The sequence below is a fragment of the Mycetocola sp. CAN_C7 genome, from assembly GCF_015752285.1.
In the GTDB taxonomy this organism is placed as follows: Bacteria; Actinomycetota; Actinomycetes; order Actinomycetales; family Microbacteriaceae; genus Mycetocola_A.
Genome location: NZ_JADOUY010000003.1, coordinates 300,199 through 326,466 on the forward strand (window position 1 = coordinate 300,199; position 26,268 = coordinate 326,466).

Annotated in this window: 22 protein-coding genes; 14 read left to right on the top strand and 8 right to left on the bottom strand. The window is 65.5% G+C overall.

Going from position 1 to position 26,268, the window contains the following annotated elements:
* Nucleotides 1-208: 208 nt before the first annotated feature.
* From dnaK to IWX78_RS08160, 6 genes are all read left to right on the top strand, one after another.
* Nucleotides 209-2,080, top strand: a complete 1,872-nt coding sequence (gene dnaK / locus IWX78_RS08135) for a molecular chaperone DnaK (RefSeq protein WP_196833018.1) — start codon at nt 209-211, stop codon at nt 2,078-2,080.
* Between the two features lie 2 nt (nt 2,081-2,082).
* A complete protein-coding gene (locus IWX78_RS08140) occupies nt 2,083-2,709 on the top strand; it encodes a nucleotide exchange factor GrpE (protein WP_196833019.1) in 627 nt (208 codons plus the stop codon).
* Between the two features lie 5 nt (nt 2,710-2,714).
* On the top strand, nt 2,715-3,704 hold the full coding sequence (locus tag IWX78_RS08145) for a DnaJ C-terminal domain-containing protein (RefSeq protein WP_196833020.1): 990 nt from the start codon (nt 2,715-2,717) through the stop codon (nt 3,702-3,704).
* Nucleotides 3,705-3,709: 5 nt separating this feature from the next.
* The gene (locus IWX78_RS08150) at nt 3,710-4,123 is read left to right on the top strand and encodes a heat shock protein transcriptional repressor HspR (protein ID WP_196833021.1); all 414 of its coding nucleotides are present in this window, start codon (nt 3,710-3,712) and stop codon (nt 4,121-4,123) included.
* A 118-nt stretch (nt 4,124-4,241) separates the two neighbouring features.
* Nucleotides 4,242-5,387: a DUF4064 domain-containing protein gene (locus tag IWX78_RS08155; RefSeq protein ID WP_196833022.1), complete on the top strand. Its 1,146-nt coding sequence runs from the start codon at nt 4,242-4,244 to the stop codon at nt 5,385-5,387.
* Between the two features lie 4 nt (nt 5,388-5,391).
* On the top strand, nt 5,392-6,513 hold the full coding sequence (locus IWX78_RS08160) for a class I SAM-dependent methyltransferase (protein WP_196833023.1): 1,122 nt from the start codon (nt 5,392-5,394) through the stop codon (nt 6,511-6,513).
* A 7-nt stretch (nt 6,514-6,520) separates the two neighbouring features.
* Here IWX78_RS08160 and IWX78_RS08165 read toward each other — a convergent pair whose 3' ends face one another.
* Both IWX78_RS08165 and fgd read right to left on the bottom strand, forming a co-directional pair.
* Nucleotides 6,521-7,165, bottom strand: a complete 645-nt coding sequence (locus IWX78_RS08165; protein WP_196833024.1) for an NADPH-dependent F420 reductase — start codon at nt 7,163-7,165, stop codon at nt 6,521-6,523.
* Nucleotides 7,166-7,198: 33 nt separating this feature from the next.
* The gene (gene fgd, locus IWX78_RS08170; RefSeq protein ID WP_196833025.1) at nt 7,199-8,203 is read right to left on the bottom strand and encodes a glucose-6-phosphate dehydrogenase (coenzyme-F420); all 1,005 of its coding nucleotides are present in this window, start codon (nt 8,201-8,203) and stop codon (nt 7,199-7,201) included.
* Between the two features lie 127 nt (nt 8,204-8,330).
* On the opposite strand from fgd, the gene clpS reads away from it, so the two are divergent.
* The 5 genes from clpS (at nt 8,331) to IWX78_RS08195 (ending at nt 12,285) form a co-directional block, all read left to right on the top strand.
* Nucleotides 8,331-8,615: an ATP-dependent Clp protease adapter ClpS gene (gene clpS, locus IWX78_RS08175; RefSeq protein ID WP_442929225.1), complete on the top strand. Its 285-nt coding sequence runs from the start codon at nt 8,331-8,333 to the stop codon at nt 8,613-8,615.
* Nucleotides 8,612-9,136, top strand: a complete 525-nt coding sequence (locus tag IWX78_RS08180; protein WP_196833026.1) for a DUF2017 family protein — start codon at nt 8,612-8,614, stop codon at nt 9,134-9,136. Before clpS ends, IWX78_RS08180 begins: the two co-directional genes overlap by 4 nt.
* An 88-nt stretch (nt 9,137-9,224) precedes the next feature.
* The gene (locus IWX78_RS08185) at nt 9,225-10,409 is read left to right on the top strand and encodes a glycosyltransferase (protein WP_196833027.1); all 1,185 of its coding nucleotides are present in this window, start codon (nt 9,225-9,227) and stop codon (nt 10,407-10,409) included.
* A 96-nt stretch (nt 10,410-10,505) separates the two neighbouring features.
* Nucleotides 10,506-11,885 (top strand): LLM class flavin-dependent oxidoreductase, encoded by a 1,380-nt coding sequence (locus IWX78_RS08190; protein ID WP_196833028.1) that lies wholly within the window; start codon nt 10,506-10,508, stop codon nt 11,883-11,885.
* A 49-nt stretch (nt 11,886-11,934) separates the two neighbouring features.
* Nucleotides 11,935-12,285 (top strand): hypothetical protein, encoded by a 351-nt coding sequence (locus tag IWX78_RS08195; protein WP_196833029.1) that lies wholly within the window; start codon nt 11,935-11,937, stop codon nt 12,283-12,285.
* A 195-nt stretch (nt 12,286-12,480) separates the two neighbouring features.
* Here IWX78_RS08195 and solA read toward each other — a convergent pair whose 3' ends face one another.
* The gene (solA, locus tag IWX78_RS08200; protein WP_196833030.1) at nt 12,481-13,644 is read right to left on the bottom strand and encodes an N-methyl-L-tryptophan oxidase; all 1,164 of its coding nucleotides are present in this window, start codon (nt 13,642-13,644) and stop codon (nt 12,481-12,483) included.
* Between the two features lie 160 nt (nt 13,645-13,804).
* Here solA and IWX78_RS08205 point away from each other — a divergent pair, with 160 nt between their 5' ends.
* Entirely contained in the window at nt 13,805-15,274 is a 1,470-nt protein-coding gene (locus tag IWX78_RS08205) for an alanine/glycine:cation symporter family protein (RefSeq protein ID WP_196833031.1), read from the top strand.
* A 93-nt stretch (nt 15,275-15,367) separates the two neighbouring features.
* The gene (locus tag IWX78_RS08210) at nt 15,368-17,515 is read left to right on the top strand and encodes an ATP-dependent Clp protease ATP-binding subunit (RefSeq protein WP_196833032.1); all 2,148 of its coding nucleotides are present in this window, start codon (nt 15,368-15,370) and stop codon (nt 17,513-17,515) included.
* A 137-nt stretch (nt 17,516-17,652) separates the two neighbouring features.
* Here IWX78_RS08210 and IWX78_RS08215 read toward each other — a convergent pair whose 3' ends face one another.
* From IWX78_RS08215 to acs, 4 genes are all read right to left on the bottom strand, one after another.
* A complete protein-coding gene (locus tag IWX78_RS08215) occupies nt 17,653-18,243 on the bottom strand; it encodes a nitroreductase family protein (RefSeq protein ID WP_196833033.1) in 591 nt (196 codons plus the stop codon).
* A gap of 106 nt (nt 18,244-18,349) precedes the next feature.
* Entirely contained in the window at nt 18,350-19,342 is a 993-nt protein-coding gene (locus IWX78_RS08220) for an LLM class F420-dependent oxidoreductase (protein ID WP_196833034.1), read from the bottom strand.
* 82 nt (nt 19,343-19,424) lie between these two features.
* Complete coding sequence (locus tag IWX78_RS08225; protein ID WP_196833035.1) at nt 19,425-21,347, bottom strand: RICIN domain-containing protein; 1,923 nt, start codon at nt 21,345-21,347, stop codon at nt 19,425-19,427.
* Nucleotides 21,348-21,536: 189 nt separating this feature from the next.
* Nucleotides 21,537-23,591 (bottom strand): acetate--CoA ligase, encoded by a 2,055-nt coding sequence (gene acs, locus IWX78_RS08230; protein WP_196833036.1) that lies wholly within the window; start codon nt 23,589-23,591, stop codon nt 21,537-21,539.
* Between the two features lie 139 nt (nt 23,592-23,730).
* On the opposite strand from acs, the gene IWX78_RS08235 reads away from it, so the two are divergent.
* Nucleotides 23,731-24,720, top strand: coding sequence for an NAD-dependent epimerase/dehydratase family protein (locus tag IWX78_RS08235; protein ID WP_196833037.1), 990 nt, complete (start codon nt 23,731-23,733; stop codon nt 24,718-24,720).
* A 54-nt stretch (nt 24,721-24,774) separates the two neighbouring features.
* Here the strand turns inward: IWX78_RS08235 and IWX78_RS08240 are convergent, their stop codons facing one another.
* Nucleotides 24,775-26,241, bottom strand: a complete 1,467-nt coding sequence (locus IWX78_RS08240) for an amino acid permease (protein WP_196833038.1) — start codon at nt 26,239-26,241, stop codon at nt 24,775-24,777.
* Nucleotides 26,242-26,268 lie beyond the last annotated feature (27 nt).

Below are 26,268 nucleotides of genomic sequence, written 5' to 3' on the forward strand. Positions count from 1 at the left end.
GTTGTCGTGCCGGTGCCGGTGCCGGGTGATCTTCAAAGTTGAGTCGGTCTCGCTCAAGATTTGCTGGGAGAAGTTGACAGCGAATGTGCGATCGGTAAACTTGAGCCATCGCCGCTCAACTATGAGAGGTGATCACGAACTGAACTCAGGCCGCATCCCGGCTGTCATTCGGAACAGGCCGTCACGGTCTTAAAGGAGAGAGAAACACATGGCACGTGCAGTAGGAATCGACCTCGGAACCACCAACTCAGTCGTGGCCGTCCTCGAGGGTGGCGAGCCCACCGTCATCGCGAACGCCGAGGGCCTCCGCACCACCCCGTCGGTCGTTGCGTACACCAAGGACGGTGAAGTGCTCGTCGGTGAGACCGCGAAGCGCCAGGCCGTCACCAACGTCGACCGCACCATCGCTTCTGTGAAGCGTCACATGGGCACGGACTGGACTTTCGCCGTCGACGAGAAGAAGTACACCCCGCAGGAGATCTCGGCCCGCATCCTCGCCAAGCTCAAGCGCGACGCCGAGCAGTACCTGGGCGACACGGTGACGGATGCCGTCATCACGGTTCCCGCCTACTTCAACGACGCCGAGCGCCAGGCCACCAAGGAAGCCGGAGAGATCTCGGGCCTCAACGTGCTCCGCATCATCAACGAGCCGACCGCTGCTGCACTCGCCTACGGCCTCGACAAGGGCAAAGAAGACGAGCTCATTCTCGTCTTCGACCTCGGTGGTGGAACGTTTGACGTCTCGCTGCTCGAAGTGGGCAAGGACGACGACTTCTCAACCATCCAGGTGCGTGCCACCTCCGGTGACAACCGCCTCGGTGGAGACGACTGGGACCAGCGCGTCGTCGAGCACCTCATCAAGCGTTTCAAGGAGACCACAGGCGTTGACGTCTCGAACGACAAGATCGCCAAGCAGCGCCTCAAGGAAGCAGCAGAGCAGGCCAAGAAGGAACTGTCGTCGAGCATGTCGACGTCGATCCAGCTGCCCTACCTCTCGCTCACCGAGAACGGCCCTGCGAACCTCGACGAGACGCTCACCTGCGCCCAGTTCGAGCAGATGACCAGCGACCTCCTCGACCGCACCAAGAAGCCGTTCCAGGACGTCATCCGTGAAGCCGGGATCAAGGTCGGCGACATCGCGCACGTGGTACTCGTCGGTGGATCGACTCGGATGCCCGCCGTCTCGGCCCTTGTGAAGGAAGAGACCGGTGGACAGGAGCCCAACAAGGGCGTCAACCCTGACGAGGTCGTCGCAGTCGGCGCCGCACTCCAGGCCGGTGTGCTGAAGGGCGAGCGCAAGGACGTTCTGCTCATCGACGTGACCCCGCTGTCTCTCGGTATCGAGACCAAGGGTGGCATCATGACCAAGCTCATCGAGCGCAACACGGCCATCCCGACCAAGCGCAGTGAAACCTTCACCACGGCGGACGACAACCAGCCGTCCGTCGCGATCCAGGTCTTCCAGGGCGAGCGCGAGTTCACCCGCGACAACAAGAACCTCGGCACCTTCGAGCTCACGGGTATCGCCCCGGCACCCCGCGGCATCCCGCAGGTCGAGGTCACCTTCGACATCGACGCCAACGGCATCGTCCACGTGTCCGCGAAGGACAAGGGGACAGGCAAGGAGCAGTCGATGACCATCACCGGCGGTTCCTCGCTGGCGAAGGAAGACATCGAGCGCATGGTCCGCGAGGCAGAGGAGAACGCTGCGGAGGACAAGGCCCGCCGTGAGGCAGCCGAGACCCGCAACACGGCCGAGCAGCTCGCCTACTCGATCGACAAGCTCATCAAGGAAAACGACGACAAACTCCCCGACGACGTCAAGAGCGAAGTCCAGGGCGATGTCGACGCGCTGAAGTCCGCCCTCGCCGGTGATGATGACGCCGCGGTGAAGACGGCGTACGACAAGCTCAACGAGAGCCAGGTCAAGCTGGGCGAGGCAATCTACGCGCAGGCGCAGCAGGCCGAATCCGCTCCGGCGGAGGGTGCTGAGCAGCCGACCGAAGCAACATCCGATGAGGATGTCGTTGACGCCGAAGTCGTCGATGACGAGAACGAGACCGAGAGCGACAAGAAGTAACCATGACTGACACGAACCCGACTCCAGAAGACGGTGACGAGGTTCAGCCAGTGGACGAGGGGTCGGAAGCACGAGCTTCCGACCCTGAGTCGCAGGTGGACTCCGAATCACCCGAGACAACCGATGACGAACTGACCGTCGACGACATCCTCAACGCCGCGCAGGCCGACGGACTCGACGACGAATTGAGCGAGAAGATCGCGAACGCCGAACCCGAGCACGAACACCTCGTCGACCTCAAGCGGGTCACCGCCGAGTACGCCAACTACCGTCGGCGCACCGAGGCGAACCGCGAGGTCGAACGTGAACGGGTCACAGGAGACGTCGCGCGGCTGCTCCTGCCGGTGCTCGACGACCTCGACCGGGCCGAAAAGCACGGAGACCTCGAGGGTGACGCCCCGTTCGCGACCATTGCTGCGAAGCTGCGTGCGAGCGTCGAGAAGATCGGCCTCGTGCCGTTCGGCGCGAACGGTGACGCTTTCGACCACAACGTGCATGAGGCTGTTTTCCAGCAGCCGACCCCTGGCGTCGAGGCGGCCACCGTGATCGACGTCGTCGAAACCGGTTATTCGATCGGCTCGACACTGCTGCGCGCGGCCAAGGTCGTCGTCGCCGTTCCCGCTGAGTAGGCGCGATGGCAAGCCAGGACTGGTTTGACAAGGACTTCTACAAGGTCCTCGGCGTCAAAAAAGATGTGACGCCGGCGGAATTGAAGAAGACCTACCGCAAGCTTGCGCGCAAGTTCCACCCGGACTCCAACGCGGGGGATGCCACGGCAGAATCCCGGTTCAAGGAGGTCAGCGAGGCCTACTCGGTCCTCAACGACGCCGAGCAGCGCAAAGAGTATGACGCAGTGCGTGCGATGGGATCCGGAGCCCGCTTCACCGCTCCAGGCGGCGGCGGGGCATCCGGTGGCTTCGACGATGTCTTCGGCGGGATGTTCGGAGGTGGTGCTCGCGGGACGAGCACCAGTTACCAGCAGGCCGACTTCGAAGACATCCTCGGTGGCATGTTCGGGCGCGGCGGCGGGTTCGGCCAGCCGACGGGCGGATACCGCGGATTCGGCGGTCCGACCCCTGGACGTGACGTCACCGCATCCACCACGATCGACTTCCTCACGGCGACGAAGGGTGACCAGATCACCCTGCAGACCGCCGAGGGTCGCACGATCAAGGTCAACATCCCCGCCGGGGTCTCCGACGGCCAGAAGATCAAGCTGCGAGGCAAAGGTCACCCATCGCCAGACGGTGGCCCGGCTGGCGACCTCGTGCTCACTGTCGCGGTGCGCAAGCATCCCGTCTTCGAGCGCGATGGGCTCAACCTGCGGGTCAATGTGCCGGTGACGTTCGTCGAGGCCACCCTCGGGGCGACGATCGAGGTGCCGACACTCGGTGGTGACCCCGTCAAGTTGAGGGTCGCGCCCGGCACACCGTCCGGCCGGATTCTCCGGGTGAAGGGTCGCGGCGTCTCGACGTCGAAGGGCACAGGAGACCTGCTCGCCGTCGTGCAGGTTGCGGTACCGTCGCACCTGAGCGCGGAGGCGAAGGCGGCGCTCGAGAAGTTCCATGATCTCGAACCGCACGAGAACCCGCGGGAAGACCTGATCCACCGGGCAAGGGGATAACACTGATGGACGAGAATTCGCCGATCTTCGCGATCGCGATGGCGGCCGAGCTGGCCGGAATGCACCCGCAGACGCTGCGGCAGTACGACCGGCTCGGCCTCGTCTCTCCTACCCGTACCGCGGGGAAATCCCGTCGATACTCGATGCGCGACGTCGCACAGCTGCGCGAGGTCGCCCGGCTCAGTGCCGAGGGCGTGAGCCTCGAGGGCATCAGCCGCATCCTCACCCTCGAGAACGAGGTGGCTGCGCTCGGCGCGCGTGTGCGTGAGCTCGAACACGCGCTGGCTGAGGAACTCGTCAAATCGCCCGGCCGCCGGGTGTTCGCCGCTGGACTGCAGGGCGATGTCGTTCCGATGAAGAGTGGCACGCGCGCCCAGCGGCGCACCGAACTCGTGGTGTGGCGGCCTTTCCAGCGCTGAACTGGTGCTCGTTCTGCTGCGTGCAGTCGTCCGGCCCCGGTTGCCGTCGCGATCCGGTCTGCACGATCGGGTCGATCCGAGGGTTACGCCCACGCTCCAGGGTCGTTAAGCTGGCCGCATGAGCGAGCACGAACCGCACGTTCCCGAAAATCCTTCGACTCCGGGTGACCAGCCCGGGCCCGAACCGACGGCACCGCAGCCGCCGTCAGGGGTCGCCGAACCGCCGGCGCAGCCACCAAGCGTTCCGCCCGGATCGCCGCTGGCGCCTCCGCCGGGGTCTCCGCCTCCTCCGGCACCGGATTCGCCCGAAGCTCCGGCGCCCGGCGCGATGCGCCCGGCCGCTGACCCGATGACCGAGTACCCCGCGCAGCAGCCCGGCTATGCGCAGCAGCAGGGTTATCCGCTGCAGCAGGGTTATCCGCAGCAGCAGGGTTACCCGCAACAGGGCTACCCGCAACAGGGCTACCCGCAACAGGGCTACCCGCAACAGGGCTACCCGCAACAGGGCTACCCGCAACCGGGCTATCCCCAGCCTTCGCAGGTGCCGTACGCATCCGGCCCGGTCGTTCCCCGCAGGCCACCGCTCGCGCCCAGGCAGCGGCGCGGTGCCATGATCGCGGGCGCCGTCTCGTTCAGTCTCATGAGCTTCGGCTTCGGCCTGATCGCCGTGGTGGTGGTGTCCATAGCCATCAGCGCCTTCATCGGCACCATCTTCACGTGGATCGCGGCCGAGAACCCGCAGGACTTCTCATACAGTGGGCTCGAGGGGACCGACGTCATCGATCAGGTCGTCGCGGATGCCTGGGGCACATTCGGTGGCTGGCTCATCGCAGCGGCCGTGCTCGGAATCATCATCTTGATCCTCGGCTATCTCTCCAGCATCTGGATCCTTCGAGGCCACCGCGTCAACCGCCCGGCAGCTGTCACCTGGAGCGCCCTCGGGATCGCTGTTGTCGTCAACTTCTTCGTCAGCGCGATCACGTCGCCACTGTTCAATCTCGGCGGCATGATGACGCCGAACATGAACATGCCAGACGGCATGGACGGGCAGGGCGGCATCGACTCGCTCAGCGACATCGACTTCTCGCCGTTCGTCGTTCTGGCGCTGGTGGTGGGGCTCGTCGGTCTGCTCGTGAACGCGGCTATCGGCCTGTTGAGCTGGTGGTGGATGGCGCACGCGTTCCGCGAGCGTCCGGCGACGGAGTCGGCTGCACACGGTGCCCAGCCACCCGGCGCCCCGCTCCAGGCACCACCGATACCCTGAGGGAGTGACAGACTTCCCGTTCGAGCGGCTCCGCCGATGGCCAGACGTGGAAGCCCCCAACCTCTACGCGTTCGACGCCACCGACCGGCTCCTGCTCGAGACCGCGGCTTCTGACACTGGGGCGGCCGCTGCTGGCACGGTCGTGGTGATCGGAGACCGTTACGGCGCACTCACGCTCGGGGCCGCTGCCATCGGAGCGCGCGGCATCCGTGTGCACCAGGACGCGCTCTCGGGCGAGCGCGCCCTGGCCGCGAACGCCGACACCCTCACGATGACGGATGCCTTCGCGAACGTCGAACTCGACGCCGACGGCCTGGGCGGAGCGCGGCTCGTGCTGCTGCAGTTGCCCCGGTCGCTCGACGCGCTCGCCGAGATCGTCGAGCGCGTGGCGCGACACGCCTCCGACGATGTGACCGTGTGTGCCGGCGGGCGCGTGAAGCACATGACCCGGGCCATGAACGATGTGCTCGCTGCCCGGTTCGGTTCGGTCACCGCAGGGCTGGCGAAGCAGAAGTCTCGCGTGCTCTTCGCCCGCGATCCACAGAGACCGACGGGGGAGTCGGTCTGGCCCGCGCGCCGGTTCCACGACGACCTCGACCTCTGGGTGCACGCCCATGGCGCCGCATTTGCCGGCACCGGTGTCGACCTCGGGACCCGTTTTCTTCTCGACTTCATCGACGGGCTGCCTGACGTACGCGACGCCGTCGACCTGGGTTGCGGAACGGGAGTGATCGCGAGTGCCGTCGCCCGCGCCCGCCCGGCTCTGCGAGTGACGGCGACCGACCAGTCCGCCGCTGCCGTGGCATCGGCCCGGGAGACGGTTGCCGCGAACGGTGTCGCCGACCGGGTGAACGTCGTGCGGAACGATGGGCTGTCCGGCTGGCAGGATGCCTCAGCCGAGCTGATCCTGCTGAACCCGCCGTTCCACGTCGGCGCCACCGTGCACGCCGGAATCGCGGTCAAACTGTTCGAGGATGCCGCGCGCGTGCTTGCGCCAGGCGGCGAACTGTGGACGGTGTGGAATTCACATCTCGGCTACCGGCCGGCCCTGGAGCGCATCATCGGTCCGACGCGGCAGCTCGGACGCAACTCCCGGTTCACTGTGACCGTCTCGGTGCGCCGCTGAGCCGGTGTCAGTGGGCTGCCGGGCGTTCGGCCTGCGCGATGTCGATCTCGAGCTCTTCGAGGTCTCGCCTGGGGCCATACGCCGCAGTGCCGACCTGGATGCGCCAGCTCTCCGCCAGCCCGCCGATGTCGAGCACGTCGAACCCGATCGCGTCGATGAACTCCGAGACCTTCTTCTTGGCGCCCGCGTCCTCCCCGGCGACGATGAGTGCGCGGCGCTCAGCGGTACCGGCGGACTGGGCGTCGTCGGTGATCGCCGATGCGTAGATGTGGTTGAACGCCTTCACGACGTGTGCGTCGGCGAAATGCGCCTGAACCAGTTCCGACACCGTGGTCTCTTCGGCATCGAGGGCTGCGACCTGGCCGTCCCGCTGCTGGTAGTAGTTGGTTGTGTCCATCACGACCTTTCCGGCGAGGAGACCGGCGGGGATGTTCTCGATGTCTCTGAGCGGGATCGCGACCGCGACGAGGTCAGCAGCTGCGGCATCCGCCGTCGTTCCAGCGGTCGCCCGCTCGCCGAGTTCGAGGATCAGTTCGGTGAGGCTGGCGGGGCCTCGCGAGTTGGAGACGACGACGTCGTAGCCGTGGGCGACGGCTGCGCGGGCGAGCTGGGAGCCGATGTGACCGGCGCCGATGAGTCCGAGAGTTGTCATGAGAGGGGGGTGTGCTCCGTTCGTGGGTGAGTGTCAGCCGAGGTCGCGGAGGCGCGGCGCAAGGTCACGTGCGAAGAGGTCGAGGAACCGTTTCTGGTCGTGCCCCGGCCCGTGGAAGACGAGGTGGTTGAGGCCGGCGTCGATGTACGGCTTGATCTGGGCAACGGTCTCGTCGGGGTCAGACGAGACGATCCAGCGCTTCGCCACCTGCTCGATCGGCAGCGCATCGGCAGCAGCCTCCATCTCGATCGGGTCGTCGATCGAGTGCTTCTGCTCCGGGGTCAGCGACAGCGGCGCCCAGAAGCGGGTGTTCTCGAGAGCCACATCCGGGTCGGTGTCGTACGAGATCTTGATTTCGATCATCCGGTCGATGTCGTCGGCGTTGCGCCCAGCCTTCGCTGCGCCCTCGGCCACGGCCGGCAGGAGCTTGTCTGTGTAGAGTTCCATGCCCTTGCCCGAGGTGCAGATGAAGCCGTCACCAGCGCGACCGGCGTAGCGCGCGACGACGGGGCCTCCCGCGGCGACGTAGACCGGGATGCCGCCATCGGGCACGTCGTAGATGGATGCCCCGCGCGTCGTGTAGTACTCGCCGTCGAAGTCGACACGGTCACCGACCCACAACTGGCGCATCAGGTCGACGGATTCGCGCAGGCGGGCGAACCGTTCCTTGAACTCGGGCCACTCGCCCTGAAAACCGGTGGCGATCTCGTTGAGGGCCTCACCGGTACCGACGCCCAGGAAGACGCGTCCCGGGTAGAGGCAACCCATCGTGGCGAATGCCTGCGCGACGACCGCCGGGTTGTAACGGAACGTCGGCGTCATCACCGAGGTGCCGATCGTGATCCGTTCGGTGCGCTCACCGACGGCCGTCATCCAGGCGAGAGAGAACGGCGCGTGCCCGCCGTTGTGGCGCCAGGGCTGAAAGTGGTCGCTCACCGTGACGCTGTCGAAGCCGTGCTCCTCGGCCTGCACGCCGATCTCAACGAGATCGCGCGGACCGAACTGCTCCGCCGATGCTTTCACTCCCAGTTTCAACACGTGTTCTCCTGTCGTCGCGGCTCGAGGTGCCTCCTCCGACAATACGCAACCGGGCGAATGTCTGCGATCGCTTGCATCCGACGCCGGAATGCTGTGCTTTGTCGCCCGCGAGTGCAAAGCTGGGTGAGTGCCCTCTCTCGACCATCGTCTGGACCTCGCCGAGTCGCTGACGCTGGGCACGCCCTGGAATACCGTCGTATGGGACGACCCGGTGAATCTCATGACCTATGTCTCGTGGGTGTTCCGCAGCTACTTCGGTTTCAGCCGTGAGCGGGCCGAACGCCTCATGCTCGAGGTGCACACCGCCGGCAAAGCCGTCGTCGCCAGCGGCAGCCGCGAAGAGATGGAACGCCACGTCGTCGCCATGCACGGCTTCGGGCTGCAGGCCACGCTGCAGAAGGTGCCGGAATGAGGGCATTCGACGCCGGTGCGAGCGGTGACCTCCTCGCCGAGTTCGAAGTGCAAGAGGTGGTCGTCTTCACCGACCTCGTGCAGCAGATCATCGGTTTGCTCGAGCGGGTCAAGCAAGGCGAAGCCGACGTCGACCCCGGCGTTCTTGCCCGACTGTTCCCTGATGCCTACGTCAACGACCCCGAGGCGGCAGACGAGTTCCGCCGGTTCACCCTCGACGACCTCATCGACCGCAAAGTCGAGAATGCACGGGGAGTGCTGGTCTCGTTCGAGAACGCCCGATCGCGACTGACCGGCGACGGCGAAGTTCGCACCGTGCAGCTCGACCGTGAGTACGCGATGTACTGGCTCGGCACCCTCACCGACCTGAGACTCGTGCTCGCGACGAGTCTCGGTATCGACGGCAGCGGAAACACCTCGGAAGAGACCGACAGCGAATACGTCGAGAGTCTCTACGACTGGTTCGGTTTCGCACAGGGGTCACTACTCGAGGCGCTGGAGGAGGCCGAGGGAATCACGTGATTTCGACCGACGCGGCAGACGTGCCACGTCGTTCAATCTCCTCGGCTCGGACGCTGCGCGTCCGGGCCTCGGATAGCCTTGACGCACCATGCACATTCTGATGTTCAGCGACCAGCACGCGGATTCGCTCGGAGGAGTGCAGGTCTCACTCAGGTTGCAGAAACGATTCCTCGAACAGGCCGGGCACACCGTCACGGTCTGTGCGCCGCGGATGCACCGAGACCACGCCGGTGACCCCGGCTATGTCGACACCCCGTCGGTTCCGATCACCCTCGACCGCGAATACTCGATGACCCTCGTCGGCCGTCGGGCCGACCGCTTCCTGGATGCGGCACTCGCCACGCGCGCGCCGGTGGATGTCGTGCACGTGCAGGCCGACTACTGGGGAGCAATGCTCGGGTACCGGTATGCCGCTCGGCACGGCATCCGAACCGTGCACACCTTTCACAACCACATGGAGTTCGGCCTCGAGCAGGTCGTTCCGTTCCCGCGACTGGTGATTCGGGCGCTGCTGTGGTGGCAGCACCGGGTGCTCAAGCCGACGCGGTCGACGCTCGCGCCGAGCGCGTGGGCGTTCCTCAACGAGCTGGCAGTGAGAGCGGATGCATCGACGGCACCGAGCGGTCACTTCGCCGCGCTTCTGGAACGGAAGGGCGTCGCTTCCGACGTCGACGTGATCTGGACCGGTGCAGACGACGCCGTGGTCGAACAGGTGCTGGCGGCGGGAACCCCGCGTGTCGGGAGCCGGCCGTTGTTCGTCTGGATGGGCAGGATGAGTTCCGAGAAACGGATTCTCGAATACCTCGAGGCGATTCGGCTGGCCGACGTCGACGCGGAGTTCCGTCTCTACGGGGCAGGACTTCTGCTGGCGAAGGCCCAGGCGTTCGTGCGCACGAACGGGCTCGACGACCGGGTGGTCTTCGCCGGAAAGGTGCCATACCGCGATGCGCTCACGGCGATCGCCTCAGCTGATGCCCTCGTTCAGACGTCGATCGGATTCGAGACGCAGGGCATGACCGTGTTCGAGGCGGCAGCGCTCGGTACTCCGTCGATTGTCAGCGACCCGAACATCGCCGGTGAACTCCCCGATGGCACCTACTGGCAGCCGGCAGACGGGTCGGTGCCTGCGCTCGCCGAGGCGATCAGCAGGGTGGCCGCAGACCTGGTCTCCGGGGCGGAACTCGTCGTCGAGCCGCAGACCAGCCAGGAGTTCCGCCAGAGCTACCAGACCGCGCGCATGATCGGCGTTTACGAGCGGGTACTCGCCGGCTGACGCACGTCGGAACAGGGCGGCAGCGGGGCTCCCGCTGTGTGACGCCGTGTTGCGCCGCGAGTATGCGCAAAGCCGGGTACGACGCACGATGGAGACATGGCCCGTCATATCCGCTTCAATGCCTTCGACATGAACTGCGTCGCCCACCAGTCGCCAGGACTCTGGCGTCACCCGGATGACCAGTCGCACCGGTACACCGACATCGACTACTGGACCGAGCTCGCCCAGCTGCTCGAGCGTGGCAAGTTCGACGGCCTCTTCATCGCCGACGTGCTCGGCACATACGACGTGTACGGCGGCAATCATGAAGCAGCGCTCCGCAACGGTGCGCAGGTTCCGGTGAGTGACCCTCTGTTGCTGGTCTCAGCGATGGCCGCCGTCACGAAGAACCTCGGCTTCGGCATCACAGCAGGCACCGCGTATGAGCACCCATACCCGTTCGCCCGTCGCCTGTCGACACTCGACCACCTCACCAAGGGCCGTATCGGCTGGAACGTCGTCACCGGTTACCTGCCCAGTGCTGCACGCAACATGGGCCACGACGACCAGATCGAGCACGACGAGCGCTACAACATCGCCGACGAATACCTCGAAGTGCTCTACAAGCTCTGGGAGGGGTCGTGGGAAGACGACGCCGTTCTCCGCGACCGAGAGACCGGCGTCTTCACCGACCCGACCAAGGTGCACGAGATCGGGCACGCGGGCAAGAACTTCACGGTTCCGGGGATCCACCTGTCCGAACCGTCGCCGCAGCGCACGCCGGTGATCTTCCAGGCCGGGGCCTCAGGCCGAGGCATCCAGTTCGCCGCCGAGAACGCCGAGGCCATCTTCGTCGGCTCCCCGACCAAGGCCGTGCTCAAGGCCACCGTGTCGAAGATCAGGGATGCCCTCGAGGCGGCCGGTCGCGACCGGTACTCCGCGAAGATCTACCAGCTCGTGACGATCATCACCGACGAGACACCCGAGAAGGCGCAGGCCAAGCACGAGGACTACCAGCAGTACGCCAGCACGGAGGGCGCACTCGTCTTCATGTCCGGCTGGATGGGCATCGACCTGTCGCAGTACGACCTCGACGACCCGATCGGTGACGTGAAGAGCAACGCCATCCAGTCAGCTGTGGCGAACTTCCAGGCGGCATCCGAAGACGGAAGCGAGTGGACCGTGCGTGACATCGCGAACTGGGCGGGGATCGGTGGTCTCGGCACCCGGATCGTCGGTTCCGGCGCCGAAGTGGCCGACCAGCTGCAATCGTGGGTGGACGAAACCGACGTCGACGGGTTCAACCTCGCATACGCCATCACCCCCGGCACGTTCGAAGACATCGTCGAGTTCGTCATCCCTGAACTGCAGGCGCGGGATGCCTACCCCTCCGACTACGAGCCAGGCAGCCTCCGCCACAAACTCCATGGGCGCGGAGACCACCTGCCTGCTGAGCATCGCGGTGCCGGTTTCAAGATCAATTCAGTGCGCGTCTGAGCTCTGTCAAGGGACTTGTCGCTCCTGACCCGACGCGTAGCGTCGAGGTATGGACAACAACAGAGATCTCGAGAACCAGGTGAAGATCACCGACGCTGACAGCGACGTCAGCGCGGCCGATCGCACGGAGCCCGTTCCCACCGACTCCGCAGCCGCCCCGGATTCCAACGCCGGAGTCCTGGGCGACGTCGCCCACCCGTTCGACCAGACCAACGGCATCCTCGACGGCTTCGACGAAACCCATCCGGGAGACGTCACCGGGGAGTCGGCCGGCGAGTACGCAGCGTCAGCGACACCGGACGGCGCCGAGACGCCCACGGACGACGCGGACGAACGGGGGGTGCAGGACGGCGCCGACACGCCGATCATTCCACCGCCAGGGCTTGGCTCTGGGCGATAATCGAGAAGTTGCGGCTTCGGCCGCATTGCGCAAAACGACCCGCTCTCCCAGTGCCCCCTGGGACGGCGGGTCGTTTCATGTGAGGCATCGGACGGGTCCGATTGTGCAGCCAGCGTACGCCCCGGTGCACTGCTTCAGTGTTTTTCGACACGGCGAATCTCGACCAAGCGGGATCGACACGACGGATGCTGCGCCTCAGAACTGCAGGGTGGGCCGGTCGAGGGAGAACAGCCCGATCGGCAGGTCGGTGCGTCCCCTGGTCGAGAGGTCGGCCGCGATCTCGCCGACGACCGGCACGAACTTGAAACCGTGTCCACCGAATCCTGTCGCGACCGTCACCTGCGAGTACTCCGGGTGGAGGCCGATCATGAAGTGGTCGTCCGGAGAGCTCGGGTAGAGGCAGGTCTGCGCGTCGAGAAGCGGGCCGGTGAGGTGCGGGAAGAGCTCGAGTGTGCGTGACTGCATTCTCGCAATCTCGAACGGCAGGACGTCGCGGTCGACGGCATCCGGGTCGGTGGGACGTTCGTCGTGGAAGAAACCGATCTTGATACCACCTGCGCCGCCATCGGCGATCGGGAAGCCGTAGACCTGCTCGTTGCCGTCCGTGCGTTCGATGAAGACCGGTTGCCGTGCGGCGGTGTAGTCGTCGTAGGTCGGACGACCGGGAGCGAGACCGGGCGCGAACCAGTACACGACCTGACGCTCAGGAGTGACCGGGGCGCCGAGTTCACCGAGCAGCTGAGCCGACCAGGCACCAGGCGCCACGACCAGCCGGTCGGCACCATACCGGCCCTGATCGGTGATGACCTCGACGCCGCCGCCCCTGGTCGCCGTCCACGACAGCACGGATTCCCCGAAGTGCAGCCGAGCACCGTGCCGGGTCGCGACCTGGATGTTGGCAGCGGTGGTGAGTTCGGGGTTCACGAAGCCGGCGTTCGCCTCGTACAGGCCGACGGCATGCTCGGCGGGGCGCATCGCCGGGAACCGTTCCGTGATCTCCGCGCTGGTGAGAACCTCGTGCGGCAGGTTCCAGTCCTCGGCTGACCGGAGGGCCCCGGTGAAGGTCTCCTCGCCCGGGTCTCCGATGTAAATACCGCCGGTCAGGGTGACCAGCGTGCGTTCCGACTGGTCCTCGAGCGCCCGCCAGCCGTCGTACGCGCGGCGGAGGAGGGGCACGTACTCGCCGCCCTCGTAGTAGGACTGGCGGATGATCCGGGTGCCCCCGTGCGCGGATCCGCGGTCGTGAGCCGGCCAGAATCGCTCGAGACCGAGCACGGACAGGCCGCGTTGGGCCAGGGCGTTCGCGGCCGCGCCACCCATCGAGCCGAGACCGATCACGATCACATCGACGTCGCGCATGGGTCTCGATTCCGGTCGGGGAGTAGCTGGGCCTCCAGTCTGCCACCCTCGACGGATGCCGTCGCTTCGCCGGCCGCGTGCACGCTGCGTGGCGGCTCCCCGCGGGTTCTCGCGGCAGCTGAGGTGGATTCGGTGAAGCCTCTTCCGACATACTGACCCCATGGACCTCGTCAATGAATTCGTGCTGTTCGCCGGTGATCTGCTCTGGACCTGGGCGGTGCTGCCGGTTCTGGCGGTCCTCGGCCTCTACTTCACCGCACGCTCAGGTGTCGTTCAATTCCGCCTGATCCCGGAGATGTTCCGGACGCTGACAGACAAGACGCCGTTGGACGACAACGGCAAACCTCAGTCGGTGTCGGCGTTCCAGGCGTTCACCGTCTCGGCTGCGTCTCGGGTGGGCGTCGGCAACATCGCCGGAGTCGGCACCGCCATCGCGATCGGCGGCCCCGGTGCGGTGTTCTGGATGTGGACGATGGCGTTCATCGGCGGGGCATCCAGCTTCGTCGAGTCCACCCTGGGGCAGCTGTACAAGGTGAAGGATGCCGATGGCTTCCGTGGCGGTCCGGCGTACTACATGCAGCATGGACTCAAGGCGCGCTGGATGGGTATCGTCTTCGCCGTCATCCTCATCGTCTGTTTTCCGTTCGCCTTCAGCTCCCTGCAGGCCAACACCATCACCGCGACCGTGTCATCGAGCTTCGGAGGCGAGGTCACCTGGATTCCAGTCGTCGTCGGTGCTGTGCTCGCGCTGCTGACCGGTCTCGTCGTCTTCGGCGGCATCCGTCGTATCGCGTCGGTCACCCAGGCAGTCGTCCCCACCATGGCGTTGGGCTACCTGCTTCTCGGGCTCGTCATCGTCGGCATGAACATCGAGAAGCTGCCAGAAGTCTTCGCGTCGATCTACACCCAGGCGTTCGGCTTCAACGAGGTCGTCGGAGCGACGATCGGCACGATCATCATGACCGGCGTCAAGCGCGGCATGTTCTCGAACGAGGCCGGCCTCGGTTCCGCCCCGAACGCCGGGGCGAGTGCCGCGGTGACCCACCCGGTCAAACAGGGCCTCGTCCAGACCCTCGGCGTGTACTTCGACACCTTCCTGGTCTGCTCCATCACGGCGTTCATCATCCTTGTCTCCACGCCAGACCTGGCCGGGGCGACCCGGGGTATCGGACTGACGCAGGACGCCATCGTCGGCAACCTGGGGGAATGGTCGAACGTGCTGTTGACCATCATCATTTTCCTGCTCGCCTTCAGTTCGATCCTCGGCAACTACTACTACGGCGAATCGAATATCGAATTCATCTCGCCGAAGCGCCGCTACCTGGTCACCTACCGGATCCTCGTCGTCGCCGTGATCTTCTTCGGATCCATCGCATCCGCTGACGTCATCTGGAACACGGCAGACGGGATCATGGGACTGATGGCGCTCGTGAACCTCATCGCGATCGCCCTGCTGTCCGGGATCGTCTTCAAGCTCCTCAAGGACTACTCCGACCAGCGCAGGGCCGGACTCGACCCGGTGTTCACACGCGATCGGTTGCCGGAGGTTTCCGGGATCCAGTGCTGGACCGACGAGCTCAGCGTGACCGGGCCGATCCGGGTGCACAAGCCCTCTGCTGTTCGCCGATAGCGAGGACCGATCGCCACCGCGCCGCTGGCGCTCTCTCTCCGAGGCCGGTAAACTTGAGTCAAATCGACTCAAGTTAACTTCGGAGAGAACCACATGCAGCCTGGTCAGCAGTCAGAGGAAGAGCCGAAGAGCGCCCTGGAACTGTACGGGGTGAACCTCACCCAGATCGCATCGTCCGGCAAGCTCGACCCTGTCATCGGCCGAGACGCCGAGATCCGTCGCGTGAGCCAGGTCCTCACGCGGCGAACGAAGAACAACCCTGTGCTCATCGGCGAACCCGGTGTCGGCAAGACAGCCGTCGTCGAGGGTCTCGCACAGCGGATCGTCGCCGGCGACGTCGCGGATTCGCTCAAGAACAAGCAGATCGTCTCGCTGGACCTCGCTGCCCTGGTCGCCGGCGCGAAGTACCGGGGTGAATTCGAGGAGCGCCTCAAGGCGGTGCTCAAGGAGATCAACGAGGCCGAAGGCTCGATCATCACCTTCATCGATGAGTTGCACACCCTGATGGGAGCCGGTGCAGGCGAAGGCTCCGTCGCCGCAGCCAACATGCTCAAACCGATGCTTGCGCGGGGCGAACTCCGGATGATCGGCGCCACCACCCTCAACGAGTACCGCGAGTACATCGAGAAGGATGCCGCCATGGAACGGCGGTTCCAGCAGGTCTACGTGGGCGAGCCCAGCGTCGAAGACACCGTCGCGATTCTCCGCGGGCTCAAGGAGCGCTACGAGGCCCACCACAAGGTCACGATCGCCGACTCTGCGCTTGTCGCCGCGGCATCCCTCTCCAACCGCTACATTCCAGCCAGGCAGCTGCCAGACAAGGCCATCGACCTCATCGACGAAGCAGCGTCCCGGCTGCGGATGGAGATCGACTCGGCGCCGGTCGAGATCGACGAGCTCCGACGCAGCGTCGACCGGCTCAAGCTCGAGGAGCTGGCGCTGAAGAAGGAGAAGGACGACGCTTCGAAAGAGCGCCTGGCCAGGCTGCGTGAGGACCTCACGGTTCGCCAGGCGTCACTCACCGAACTGCAGGCCCGTTGGGACAAGGAGCGGGCGAACCTCAACCGGGTGGGTGGGCTGAAGGAACGGCTCGACACCGCCCGGATCGCCGCGGAGCGTGCTCAGCGGGAGGGCAACCTCGAGAAGGCGTCCCGCCTGCTGTACGGGGACATCCCGGTGATCGAACGCGAACTGCGCGAGGCCGAGCTCGTCGAGAACGACGGACCGCTCATGGTCAACGATCAGGTCACCGCTGATGACATCGCCGCAGTGATCGCCGCCTGGACCGGCATCCCCGTCGGTCGGCTGCTTCAGGGCGAGACCGAGAAGCTGCTGCACCTCGAAACGGAACTCGGGAAGCGACTCGTCGGGCAGAAGCAGGCAGTGAAAGCGGTGGCGGATGCCGTTCGGCGCACGCGGGCCGGTATCTCGGACCCCGACCGTCCGACCGGATCCTTCCTCTTCCTCGGTCCGACCGGTGTCGGCAAGACCGAGCTGGCCAAGGCGCTCGCCGAATTCCTCTTCGACGACGAAAAGGCGATGGTGCGCATCGACATGTCGGAGTATGGCGAGAAGTTCTCCGTCTCGCGCCTCGTCGGCGCTCCTCCCGGGTACGTCGGTTATGAGCAGGGCGGTCAGCTGACCGAGGCGGTTCGCCGTCGCCCGTACTCGGTTGTTCTGCTCGATGAGGTCGAGAAGGCGCATCCTGAGGTCTTCGATGTGCTCCTGCAGGTGCTCGACGACGGTCGGCTCACCGACGGTCAGGGCCGCACGGTCGACTTTCGTAACACCATCCTCATCCTCACCTCGAACCTGGGCTCGCAGTACCTCGTCGACCAGGCGCTCTCGTGGCCCGAGAAGGAAGCGGCCGTGCAGCAGCTTGTTCGCCAGGCCTTCAAACCGGAGTTCGTCAACCGGCTCGATGACATCGTCGTGTTCTCGGCGCTGAGCGAAGCCGATCTCAGCCAGATCGTCGAGCTCTACATCGACCGCCTGCAACGGAGGCTGCGCGAACGCCGGCTCGAGCTGGCGGTGACACCGGATGCTCGCAGCTGGCTCGCCGAGCGCGGTTACGACCCGATCTACGGGGCTCGGCCGTTGCGTCGGCTCATGCAGAACGAGATCGACGACCGGATGGCCACAGCGATCCTCGGTGGGACCATCCGCGACGGCAACACCGTGCGGGTCGACCTCGACATCGCGGCCGACGAACTCACGGTGGGGGCAGTCGCAGCCGAGTAGAGGCATCCGTCTACCCGTGCTGCACTTTTACGTCAATGCTGCAGTTGCAACTGCAGCATCGACACACAACTGCAGCATGGGCGGCGCGACGGCGACTGGAAGTGCAGCATCGACACAGAAGTACAGCAGAGGCCGGTCTAGGCGTTCAGAAGAACCAGATCGTCGAGGGCGAGACGGCTGCGCGGAGCGACCTCGCGCTCGCGGAGCACATCGCTGGTCAACGCTTCTGGCGTGCCGAGCACTCCGAGCGCCGTCACCGAGGTCGGTTCGAGCTGAGGGCCGATGTCGAAGGCACGACGGAGTCCGTCGACCTCGATCCCACCCATCTGATGCACGTGGAGTCCGTCGTGGTGTGCCTGGACGGTGAGGTTCGCGACGGCCTGTCCGAGGTCGTACTGGGCCCAGCGCAGGGGTGCGCCGTCATCGGTGGTCGCTGCGGCCAGGTTCACGATGAGTACCTGGGCTGACGACGCCCAGACCTGATTGAAGCCCATGAGGTTGTCGACGATCGTGGCGTGCTCGGTGGTGCCGCGGCGTGCGACGATAAAACGCCAGGGCTGCGTGTTCGATGCTGATGCAGACCAGCGTGCCGCCTCGAGCGCCGCGGTGATCTTCTCGTCGGGGATCTCCACGCTCGGGTCGAACGAGCGAGGGCTCCAGCGTTCGGCCAGCACCTCGTGGATCGGTGCGCTGGTGGTCGCGGTGCGGACGATGGTGGTATCGGACATGAGGCTGCCTTTCGAACTGGATGGTGTCTTCCGGGTCGCCGTTGATCCATGCAGATGCAAGCAAAAGGCGCCGCGGAATATTCCGCGGCGCCTTCTTTCACGCGTCTCAGCTGAGGGCAGGAAGAACCTTGCTCTCGAACAGTTCGATACCCGACCGGTCGTACGCCGCCTCGGGGAAGTAGGTGATCGCGTAAGCGAGACCGTTGTCCTGCATTGTGCTCAGGCGCTCGATGACCTGATCGGGGGTGCCGACGCCGAGCGCGTTGCCACTGCGGTACTCGCCCATGAAATCGGCGGCCTTGGCTTCGCCGAGGTACGGGGTCACCCGTGCCTCGATGGCGTCCAGTCGGTCCTGGACCTCCGCTTCGGTGTCTGCGATGACCACGTTGTAGTTGGCGCTGCGGACGATCTCGCTGAAATCGCGCCCAATGCGGTCACAATGACCCTTGAGGATTTCGCTCTTGTGAGCGAAGCCCTCGGGGGAGCCGTCGAAGTTCGTGTACTGCGCATACTGTGCAGCGATCCGCAGAGTGACCTTCTCGCCGCCGCCCGCGATCCAGAACGGGATGCCGTCGGCCTGCAACGGCAGCGGACGCACGATGGCACCGTCGACCTGATAGTGCTTGCCGTCGAGAGTCGCCGTGCCTGTCTCCCAGGCCTGCTTCATGATCTGGACACCCTCGTCGAGTCGACCGAGTCGGTCGCCTGCGCTGGGGAAGCCGTATCCGTATGCACGCCATTCGTGCTCGTACCAGCCTCCGCCGATTCCCATCTCGACGCGTCCGCCGGAGATGACGTCGATCGTCGCGGCGACCTTGGCCAGGTATGCGGGGTTGCGGTAGCTCATACAGGTACACATCTGGCCGAGTCGCACACGCTTCGTCGACGCGGCGAAAGCGGACATCAGTGTCCATGCCTCGTGGGTGGCCTCTTCGCTCGGCACCGGGACGGTGTGGAAGTGGTCGTACACCCAGATCGATTCCCAGCTGCCGGCATCCGCGTGGTCTGCCAGGCTGCGCATCGTCTCCCACTGCTCTCGTGGGTCGATTCCAACAAGGTCGTGTCGCCATCCCTGAGGGATGAATAGTCCAAATCTCATGAACGCCAGCCTAGGGGCGGCCGTCCCGACTATTTGGGGGATTGACACAACAAATTCGGAAATGCCGTGACCGTGCAGGCGGTCAGAAGCAGTTGATCACCCTCAGCCCGTTCACTGTCTGGAGGCGAACGGTGCCGCTGGCGATTGCTGTCTCTTGTCCGTTCGTCAGCTTCTGCTTGAGAACCACAGTCACTGTCGAGCTGGCGGGGGCATACAGGTAAGCCTGATCTGAGGAGAGGCCGATGGTGCTTTGCCACGTGTCGGCCACCGTTGCCGCGACGTTCGAGCCGTTCACATACAGCCCATAGCTGGCGACAGACGACGAGCCGCGCTCGTTGTTGGTCCACGTGTAGTACAGATACCACTGCTCGCCCGTGCAAGACAGCGTCTGAAGTGGGCGGGACGTCTGCGCTGATGCGTAATTCGAGTACGCCGATGTGTTGCCCGCAGCGTCTCGTGCCTGAATGCGATAGCTGTATGAGGTCCCTGCCGCGAGGCCGGTATCCACAAAGGTCGTCCCGGTCGGTCGTGATGCCAGCAATGTTCCGTTGCGATAGATCAGGTATTCGGTGACGCCGACCGCGTCTGTGGCCGCGGCCCACGTGAGTGACACCGATGTGGTGCCTGATGCTGTCGCTGTGAGATTGGTCGGCGTCGTCGGGGCGACGGTGTCGATGCCGCGCAGGCTGAAGGTCTGGGCGGGATCTGAGGCGTTGCACGTCACCTGCTCGTATCCGACGTTGGACGCTGTCGAACCGCCGATGACGGCCATGCACTTGCCGCTGTTGCGGGCGACGAACTGGTACTTGCCCGATCCGACAGCGATGACGCTCCACTGCTGGTTCGTGCCCGAGTTGGGGCCGTAGAGGATGATGCGGGCGGCGTTGGTGCTCGACGCGGCCTCGACGTCCCAGATGATCGCGCTGCTGTGGCGAGGCACGACGGTGTAGAAGCCGGCAGCGTTCGGACCCTGGAATGACCACTGCTGGTTGGTCGCTGCCGGCGTGCTGCAGGTCCACTGCACGAGCGGCGTGAAATCAGTGGTGCCGTAGCCGTACGCGTCGATACACATCTGGCTCTTGGTGTTGACGAGCTGGAACCAGCCGCTCGGCGCGCTGACCGCCAGGGTCGTCACCGTTGCTACGGCGGAAGATGCAGACGTGTGTCCGGCTCCGTCCCTGGCCCGCACCGTGAAGGTGTGTGAGGTCGACGCGGTGAGTCCGTTGATGATCAACGCGGTCGCGCCGGTCGTGCTGCCCACGAGTGTTGTTCCGCGGTAGACGTCATAGCCGGTCACGGCGACGTCGTCGGCGGATGCCGTCCAGTTGAGCGTCGTCGACGTGGCCGTCGTGCCGCTGAAGAAGAGGCCTGTCGGTGCGCTGGGCGCCGCGTCGACGAAATTCTGAGTCACGGCGGACGTTGCCTGGCTCGTCCAGTTGCTGCGGGACAGCGTCGTGGTGAACGTGGCGGTCACAGCCGTGTTCGAGGCCAGGCCGACGGCCGTCGTCAGCGTCGTCTTCACGCAGTAGAACTGCGAAGCGCCCGCCGCGAGGCTGCCGGTCAGGACCGGGGGCGACGCCCAGGTTCCCGAGACCGGGTTCACCGGTGTGGTGCATCCCGTTGCGACGGTGGACGGCCACAGCATCACCTGGATGCCGGAAGCCAGCGGAGCAGAGCCTGTGGTCGTCGTCTCTGTGCGGTAGGTGGCGTCGATGCTGCCCGTGTTCGACACCGTCAGGCCACCGGTCTTCTCCGTGATTCCCGCCGAAAAGGTGACGTTCGGAGAGATGGTGACGGCACTGCCGGCTGTGATCGACGCGGCTGAGACGACCGAGGCAGGCTGGGCGGCCGAGTCGTACCAGAGTGCGAGGGTCCCGCTCGTGCTTCCGGTGGTCACCAGGGTGACGAGAACCGCTGTCAGCGCGGCTGCGACCAGAGATGATGCGCCGAATCGACCCCACCGCCGCCGACGAGGCGTCACACGCGGGGCGGCAGGAGCAGGCATCGGGTCACCAGGGTCAGGGGCGGAAAGTCGCTCTCATCCTATGGCGATCCGCTGGGAACCAGCCCGGCGCGAACCGCCCCGTTCGGGGCATCCGCAGGTCCATCTGCGAGACCCCACACGACTCGTCGGAGGGCTCGCGGGTGTCTGATGGGGCCATTCGTGGAATTTCGCCGTGCGCGGGGCGAAGCGTCAGCTGGTCGGGCGAGCGGATGCGACCACGATCGCTTCGATCCTGGCGGGTACGGTCTCGTCCTGCAGGCTCGTCACATCACCGAGTGGCCGGCCGTCGGAGATGTCGCCGAGCAGTCGACGCATGATCTTTCCCGAACGGGTCTTCGGCAGGTCGGGAACCAGGATGACGTCTCGCGGCTTCGCGATCGGTCCGATCGCCTGAGCGACGTGCGACCGCAGCAGCTCCGCGAGTTCGGCCCGCAACGCCAGCCAGTAGTCCGGATGCTCCGTCTCCTGTCCCGCGGAGCGCGTCGCCGGGATGACGTACGCCGCGATGGCCTGCCCGGTGAGGGCATCCGTCACACCGACGACCCCCGCCTCGCCGACGAGCGGATGTGCGACGAGCGACGACTCGATCTCGATCGTCGACAGTCGGTGGCCGGAGACGTTGATCACGTCGTCGACGCGACCGAGTACCCAGATGTCGCCGTCGGCATCCCACTTGGCACCGTCGCCGGAGAAGAAGTAGCCCTGCTTCCAGAAGCGGGACCAGTAGGAGTCGCGGTAGCGTTCCGGGTCGCCCCAGACCGTGCGGGCAAGTGCTGGTCCGGGGCGGTCGATGACGAGGTACCCACCCTCTCCGAACGGCACCGGCTTGCCATCGTCATCGACGATGAGCGTTGACAGGCCGGGCAACGCCCGGTTCGCCGACCCGGGTTTGAGCGTTGAGACTCCCGGCACAGGGGCCATCACCGCTGCCCCTGTCTCTGACTGCCACCAGGTGTCGATGATCGGTGCGCGTCCGCCGCCCAGCTGGGAGTGGAACCACACCCACGCCTCCGGGTTGATTGCCTCGCCGACGGTGCCGAGCAGCCGGATCGATGAGAGGTCATACCCAGCAGGAACGCCGTCAGGGAACCAGGTCATGAGCGTCCGGATGAGCGTGGGCGCCGTGTAATACGTCGTCACGCCGTACCGCTCGATGATCTCGAAGTGCCTGGCGGTGTGCGGCGAGTTCGGCGTGCCTTCGTAGATCACCTGGGTGGCACCATTCGACAGCGGGCCGTAGATCTCATAGGTGTGAGCGGTGACCCAGGCGAGGTCTGCCGTGCACCAGTACACGTCGCCAGGCTTGGCATCGAAGAGGGCCCAGTGGCTCCACGAGGCCTGGGTGAGGTATCCACCCGACGTGTGCACGAGTCCCTTCGGCTTTCCGGTCGTGCCAGAGGTGTAGATGATGAAGAGCGGAGTCTCGGCGTCGAACGCCTGCGCGTCGTGACGCTCCGGAGCGGTGTCGACGACGTCGTGCCACCAGACATCGCGCCCAGGCGTCCAGGCGATCGCCGGGGTCGCGTCGCCGGTGCGACGCACCACGAGCACGTGTTCGATGCTGTCGACACCGTCGACGGCGGCATCCGCGTTGCCCTTCACGGCGACGGCCCGCCCGCGCCGGTACTGGCCGTCGCTCGTGATGAGAAGCTTTGCCCCGGTGTCTTCGACGCGGAACCGCAGCGCTTCGGCACTGAAGCCACCGAAGACGAGCGAGTGGATGGCGCCGATCCGGGCAACAGCGAGGGTGGCGATGATTGTCTCAGGGATCACCGGCAGGTAGATGACGACCCGGTCGCCCTGGCCGATCCCCAGCGCTTCGAGCGCGTTCGCGGCTTTCGACACCTCGCGCTGCAGCTCGGCGTAGCTGATCGCACGGCGGTCGCCGGGCTCGCCCTCGAAGTAGAGGGCGATTCTGTCCCCGTTCCCGGAGGCCACGTGGCGGTCGACACAGTTCACCGCCACATTGAGTGTGCCGCCGGCGAACCATGCCGCCGCAGGCACCGAGAGTTCGCCGTCCGGACCTTCGGCGACCGGATCCCAGCTGGAGACCGTGTGCCAGGGCTCGACCCAATCCAGCCGCGCCGCGGCATCCGCCCAGAAGGAGTCAGGGTCGGCATCGGCTCGTGACCAGTCTGCGGCCGTGACGTTCGCCTGCGCCGCGAAAGCGTCGGGTGCCGGGTACCGCCGCGTCTCGGTCAGCAGGTTGGTGATCGTCGGGGCGGAGGCGTCGGAGGCGGGCATCCTTAGACGTTACGGCGCACGCCCTCACGCGGCCGAATCGCCGAGCAACGGAAGGTAACCTTCGCGAGTTGCCAGGTTTGAGGGGGTGGCCGGACTGTCACACCCCTGCAAACACAGCAACTCGCGAGAGGATGGACGCATGAGTGCAAAAAGCGTGTTGTTCATCGGTGGCACAGGTGTCATCAGTTCGGCCTCCGTGGCCCTGGCCGTAGAGAAGGGCTGGGACGTCTCGGTTCTCAACCGCGGGCGATCGACCGATCGTCCGTTGCCGGATGGCGTCGAGTCCCTCACCGGCGATGTTCGCGACCCGGATGCCGTCGCTCGCGCGATCGGCTCTCGCTCGTTCGATGTGGTCGCCGACTTCCTCAGCTTCACCCCCGACCAGATGCACATCGACCAGGTGCGCGGGAACACCGGGCAGTACGTGTTCATCAGCTCGGCATCGGCGTACCAGACCCCGCCGACGCGCCTGCCCATCACCGAGTCGACTCCGCTCCAGAACCCGTTCTGGGGATACTCGCGCAACAAGATCGCCTGCGAAGACGCGCTCATCGCCGAGTACCGCCAGTCCGGCTTCCCGGTCACGATCGTGCGGCCGTCACACACCTACGACCGCACCCTGCTGCCGACCCTCGCCGGCTGGACGGACATCGACCGGATGCGCCGCGGCGTTCCGGTCGTCGTCCACGGCGACGGAAGTTCGCTCTGGACCATCACCCACACCCGTGACTTCGCTGTCGGTTTCGTCGGGCTGTTGGGACAGCGGGCCGCGATCGGCGAGGCGTTCACCATCACGGGCGACGAGGCTCCCACCTGGGATGTCATCTACCGTGCGCTCGGGTCCGCTGCCGGCGTCGAGCCGATCCTCGCCCACGTCACGACCGACGCGATCGCCGCAGCGGCGCCAGACCTCGCCGACGGACTCCTCGGCGACAAGACCCACTCGTCGGTGTTCGACAACAGCAAGGTCAAGAGCCTCGTGCCCGACTTCGCGCAGCGCACGCTGTTCACCGACGGTGCCCGCGAGATCATCGAATGGTACGACGCGGATGCATCCCGTCGGGTCGTCGACGCCGACAAGAATGCTCTCTTCGACCGGCTGGTCGCCGGCACCCCGCACACCGTGTAGACCGTCCGGCGCCGTTTCGAGACGCCCGCGATCGCGATACGCGTCGCTACTCGATCACCGGTCGGCGGGCGGGGCCGCCCCGACGCGCTCCGAGTGCCTCGGACTGTCGGGGTTCATCAGCGAGTTCCGTCGGCCGTAGAGGAAGTAGATGGCGAGGCCGATCAGCAGCCACACGCCGAAACGCACCCAGGTCTCCCAGTGCAGTTGCAGCATGAGGAACAGGGATGCCAAAACGCCGAACGCGGGAACCACGGGCATGAATGGGAGACGGAAGGTGCGCGGGGCATCCGGTTTCTTGTAGCGAAAGACGATCACCGACGAACACACGACGACGAACGCGGCGAGGATGCCGATGTTCGTGAGGTCCGCGACTTCTTTGATCGGGAACACGCCCGCCAGGAACGCCGAGGAGACTCCGGCGATCCAGGTCACCCGCTGGGGAGTGCCGTGACGGTCGGTCTTCGAGAACCATCCGGGCAGAAGACCGTCGCGGCTCATCGAGAACCACACCCGAGTGACTCCGAGCAGGAACGTGAGCATCACGGTGAGGATCGAGAGTACTGCGAAGACGGAGATGATCGTGGCGACGACAGGGAGACCGACGTTCTGGAATGCTGACGCAAACCCGGCGGTCGGGTCGATCTCGGTGTAATTCTGCATCCCGGTGAGCACGAGGGTCGCTGCGACGTAGAGGATCATCGCGACGATGAGCGACAGGATGATGGCCTTCGGCATGTGCTTCTTGCCGTCTGTCGCCTCTTCGGCTGCGGTGCTCATGGCGTCGTAGCCGAACACGGCGAAGAACACGGTGGCTGCTCCGGCGATCACGGGTCCGAACCCGCTGGGCATGAACGGGTCGTAGTTCGCGGTGTCGATGTAGAACACCCCGAGTCCGATGATGAAGAGAATGAGAAGGACTTTGATGGCCACGGCGATGAGCTCGAACCGACCGAACGTGCGGGTACCCCGGCTCAGGATCCAGGTGACGAGCAGGCAGACGAGGATCGCCGGGAGATTGACGATGCCTCCCCGGCCTTCGTCGGCAGTGGATGTCATCCAGTCCGGCATGTGGATACCGATGCCGGAGAGGAACGCGTCGAAGTACCCGGAAATGCCGATCGCCACGACGGCCACGATCGCGATGTACTCGAGGAGGAGATCCCAGCCGATGAACCACCCGATGATCTCGCCGAGCGCCACGTAACCGTAGGTATAAGCGGATCCTGCCCGCGGAATCATCCCGGCGAACTCGGCGTAGGACAGAGCAGCTGCGGCCGACGCCAGCCCAGCGATGAGGAACGAGATGAGCACGGCGGGCCCGACACCGGGGGTGTCTTCGCTGCCGGCGGCGACGAGCCCGGCGAGCGAGAAGATGCCGACCCCGATGATGCCGCCGACGCCGATGGCGGTGAGCTGCCACAGGCCGAGGCTCCGGAAGAGTCCGCTGTGTTTGTTCTCCTCGTCGATCTCTTCGATCGGCTTGCGCCGGAGTATGGATCGGGCTGGATCACGTGTCGTCATGCTTGACCCCCTCAATGGCGTCAAGCA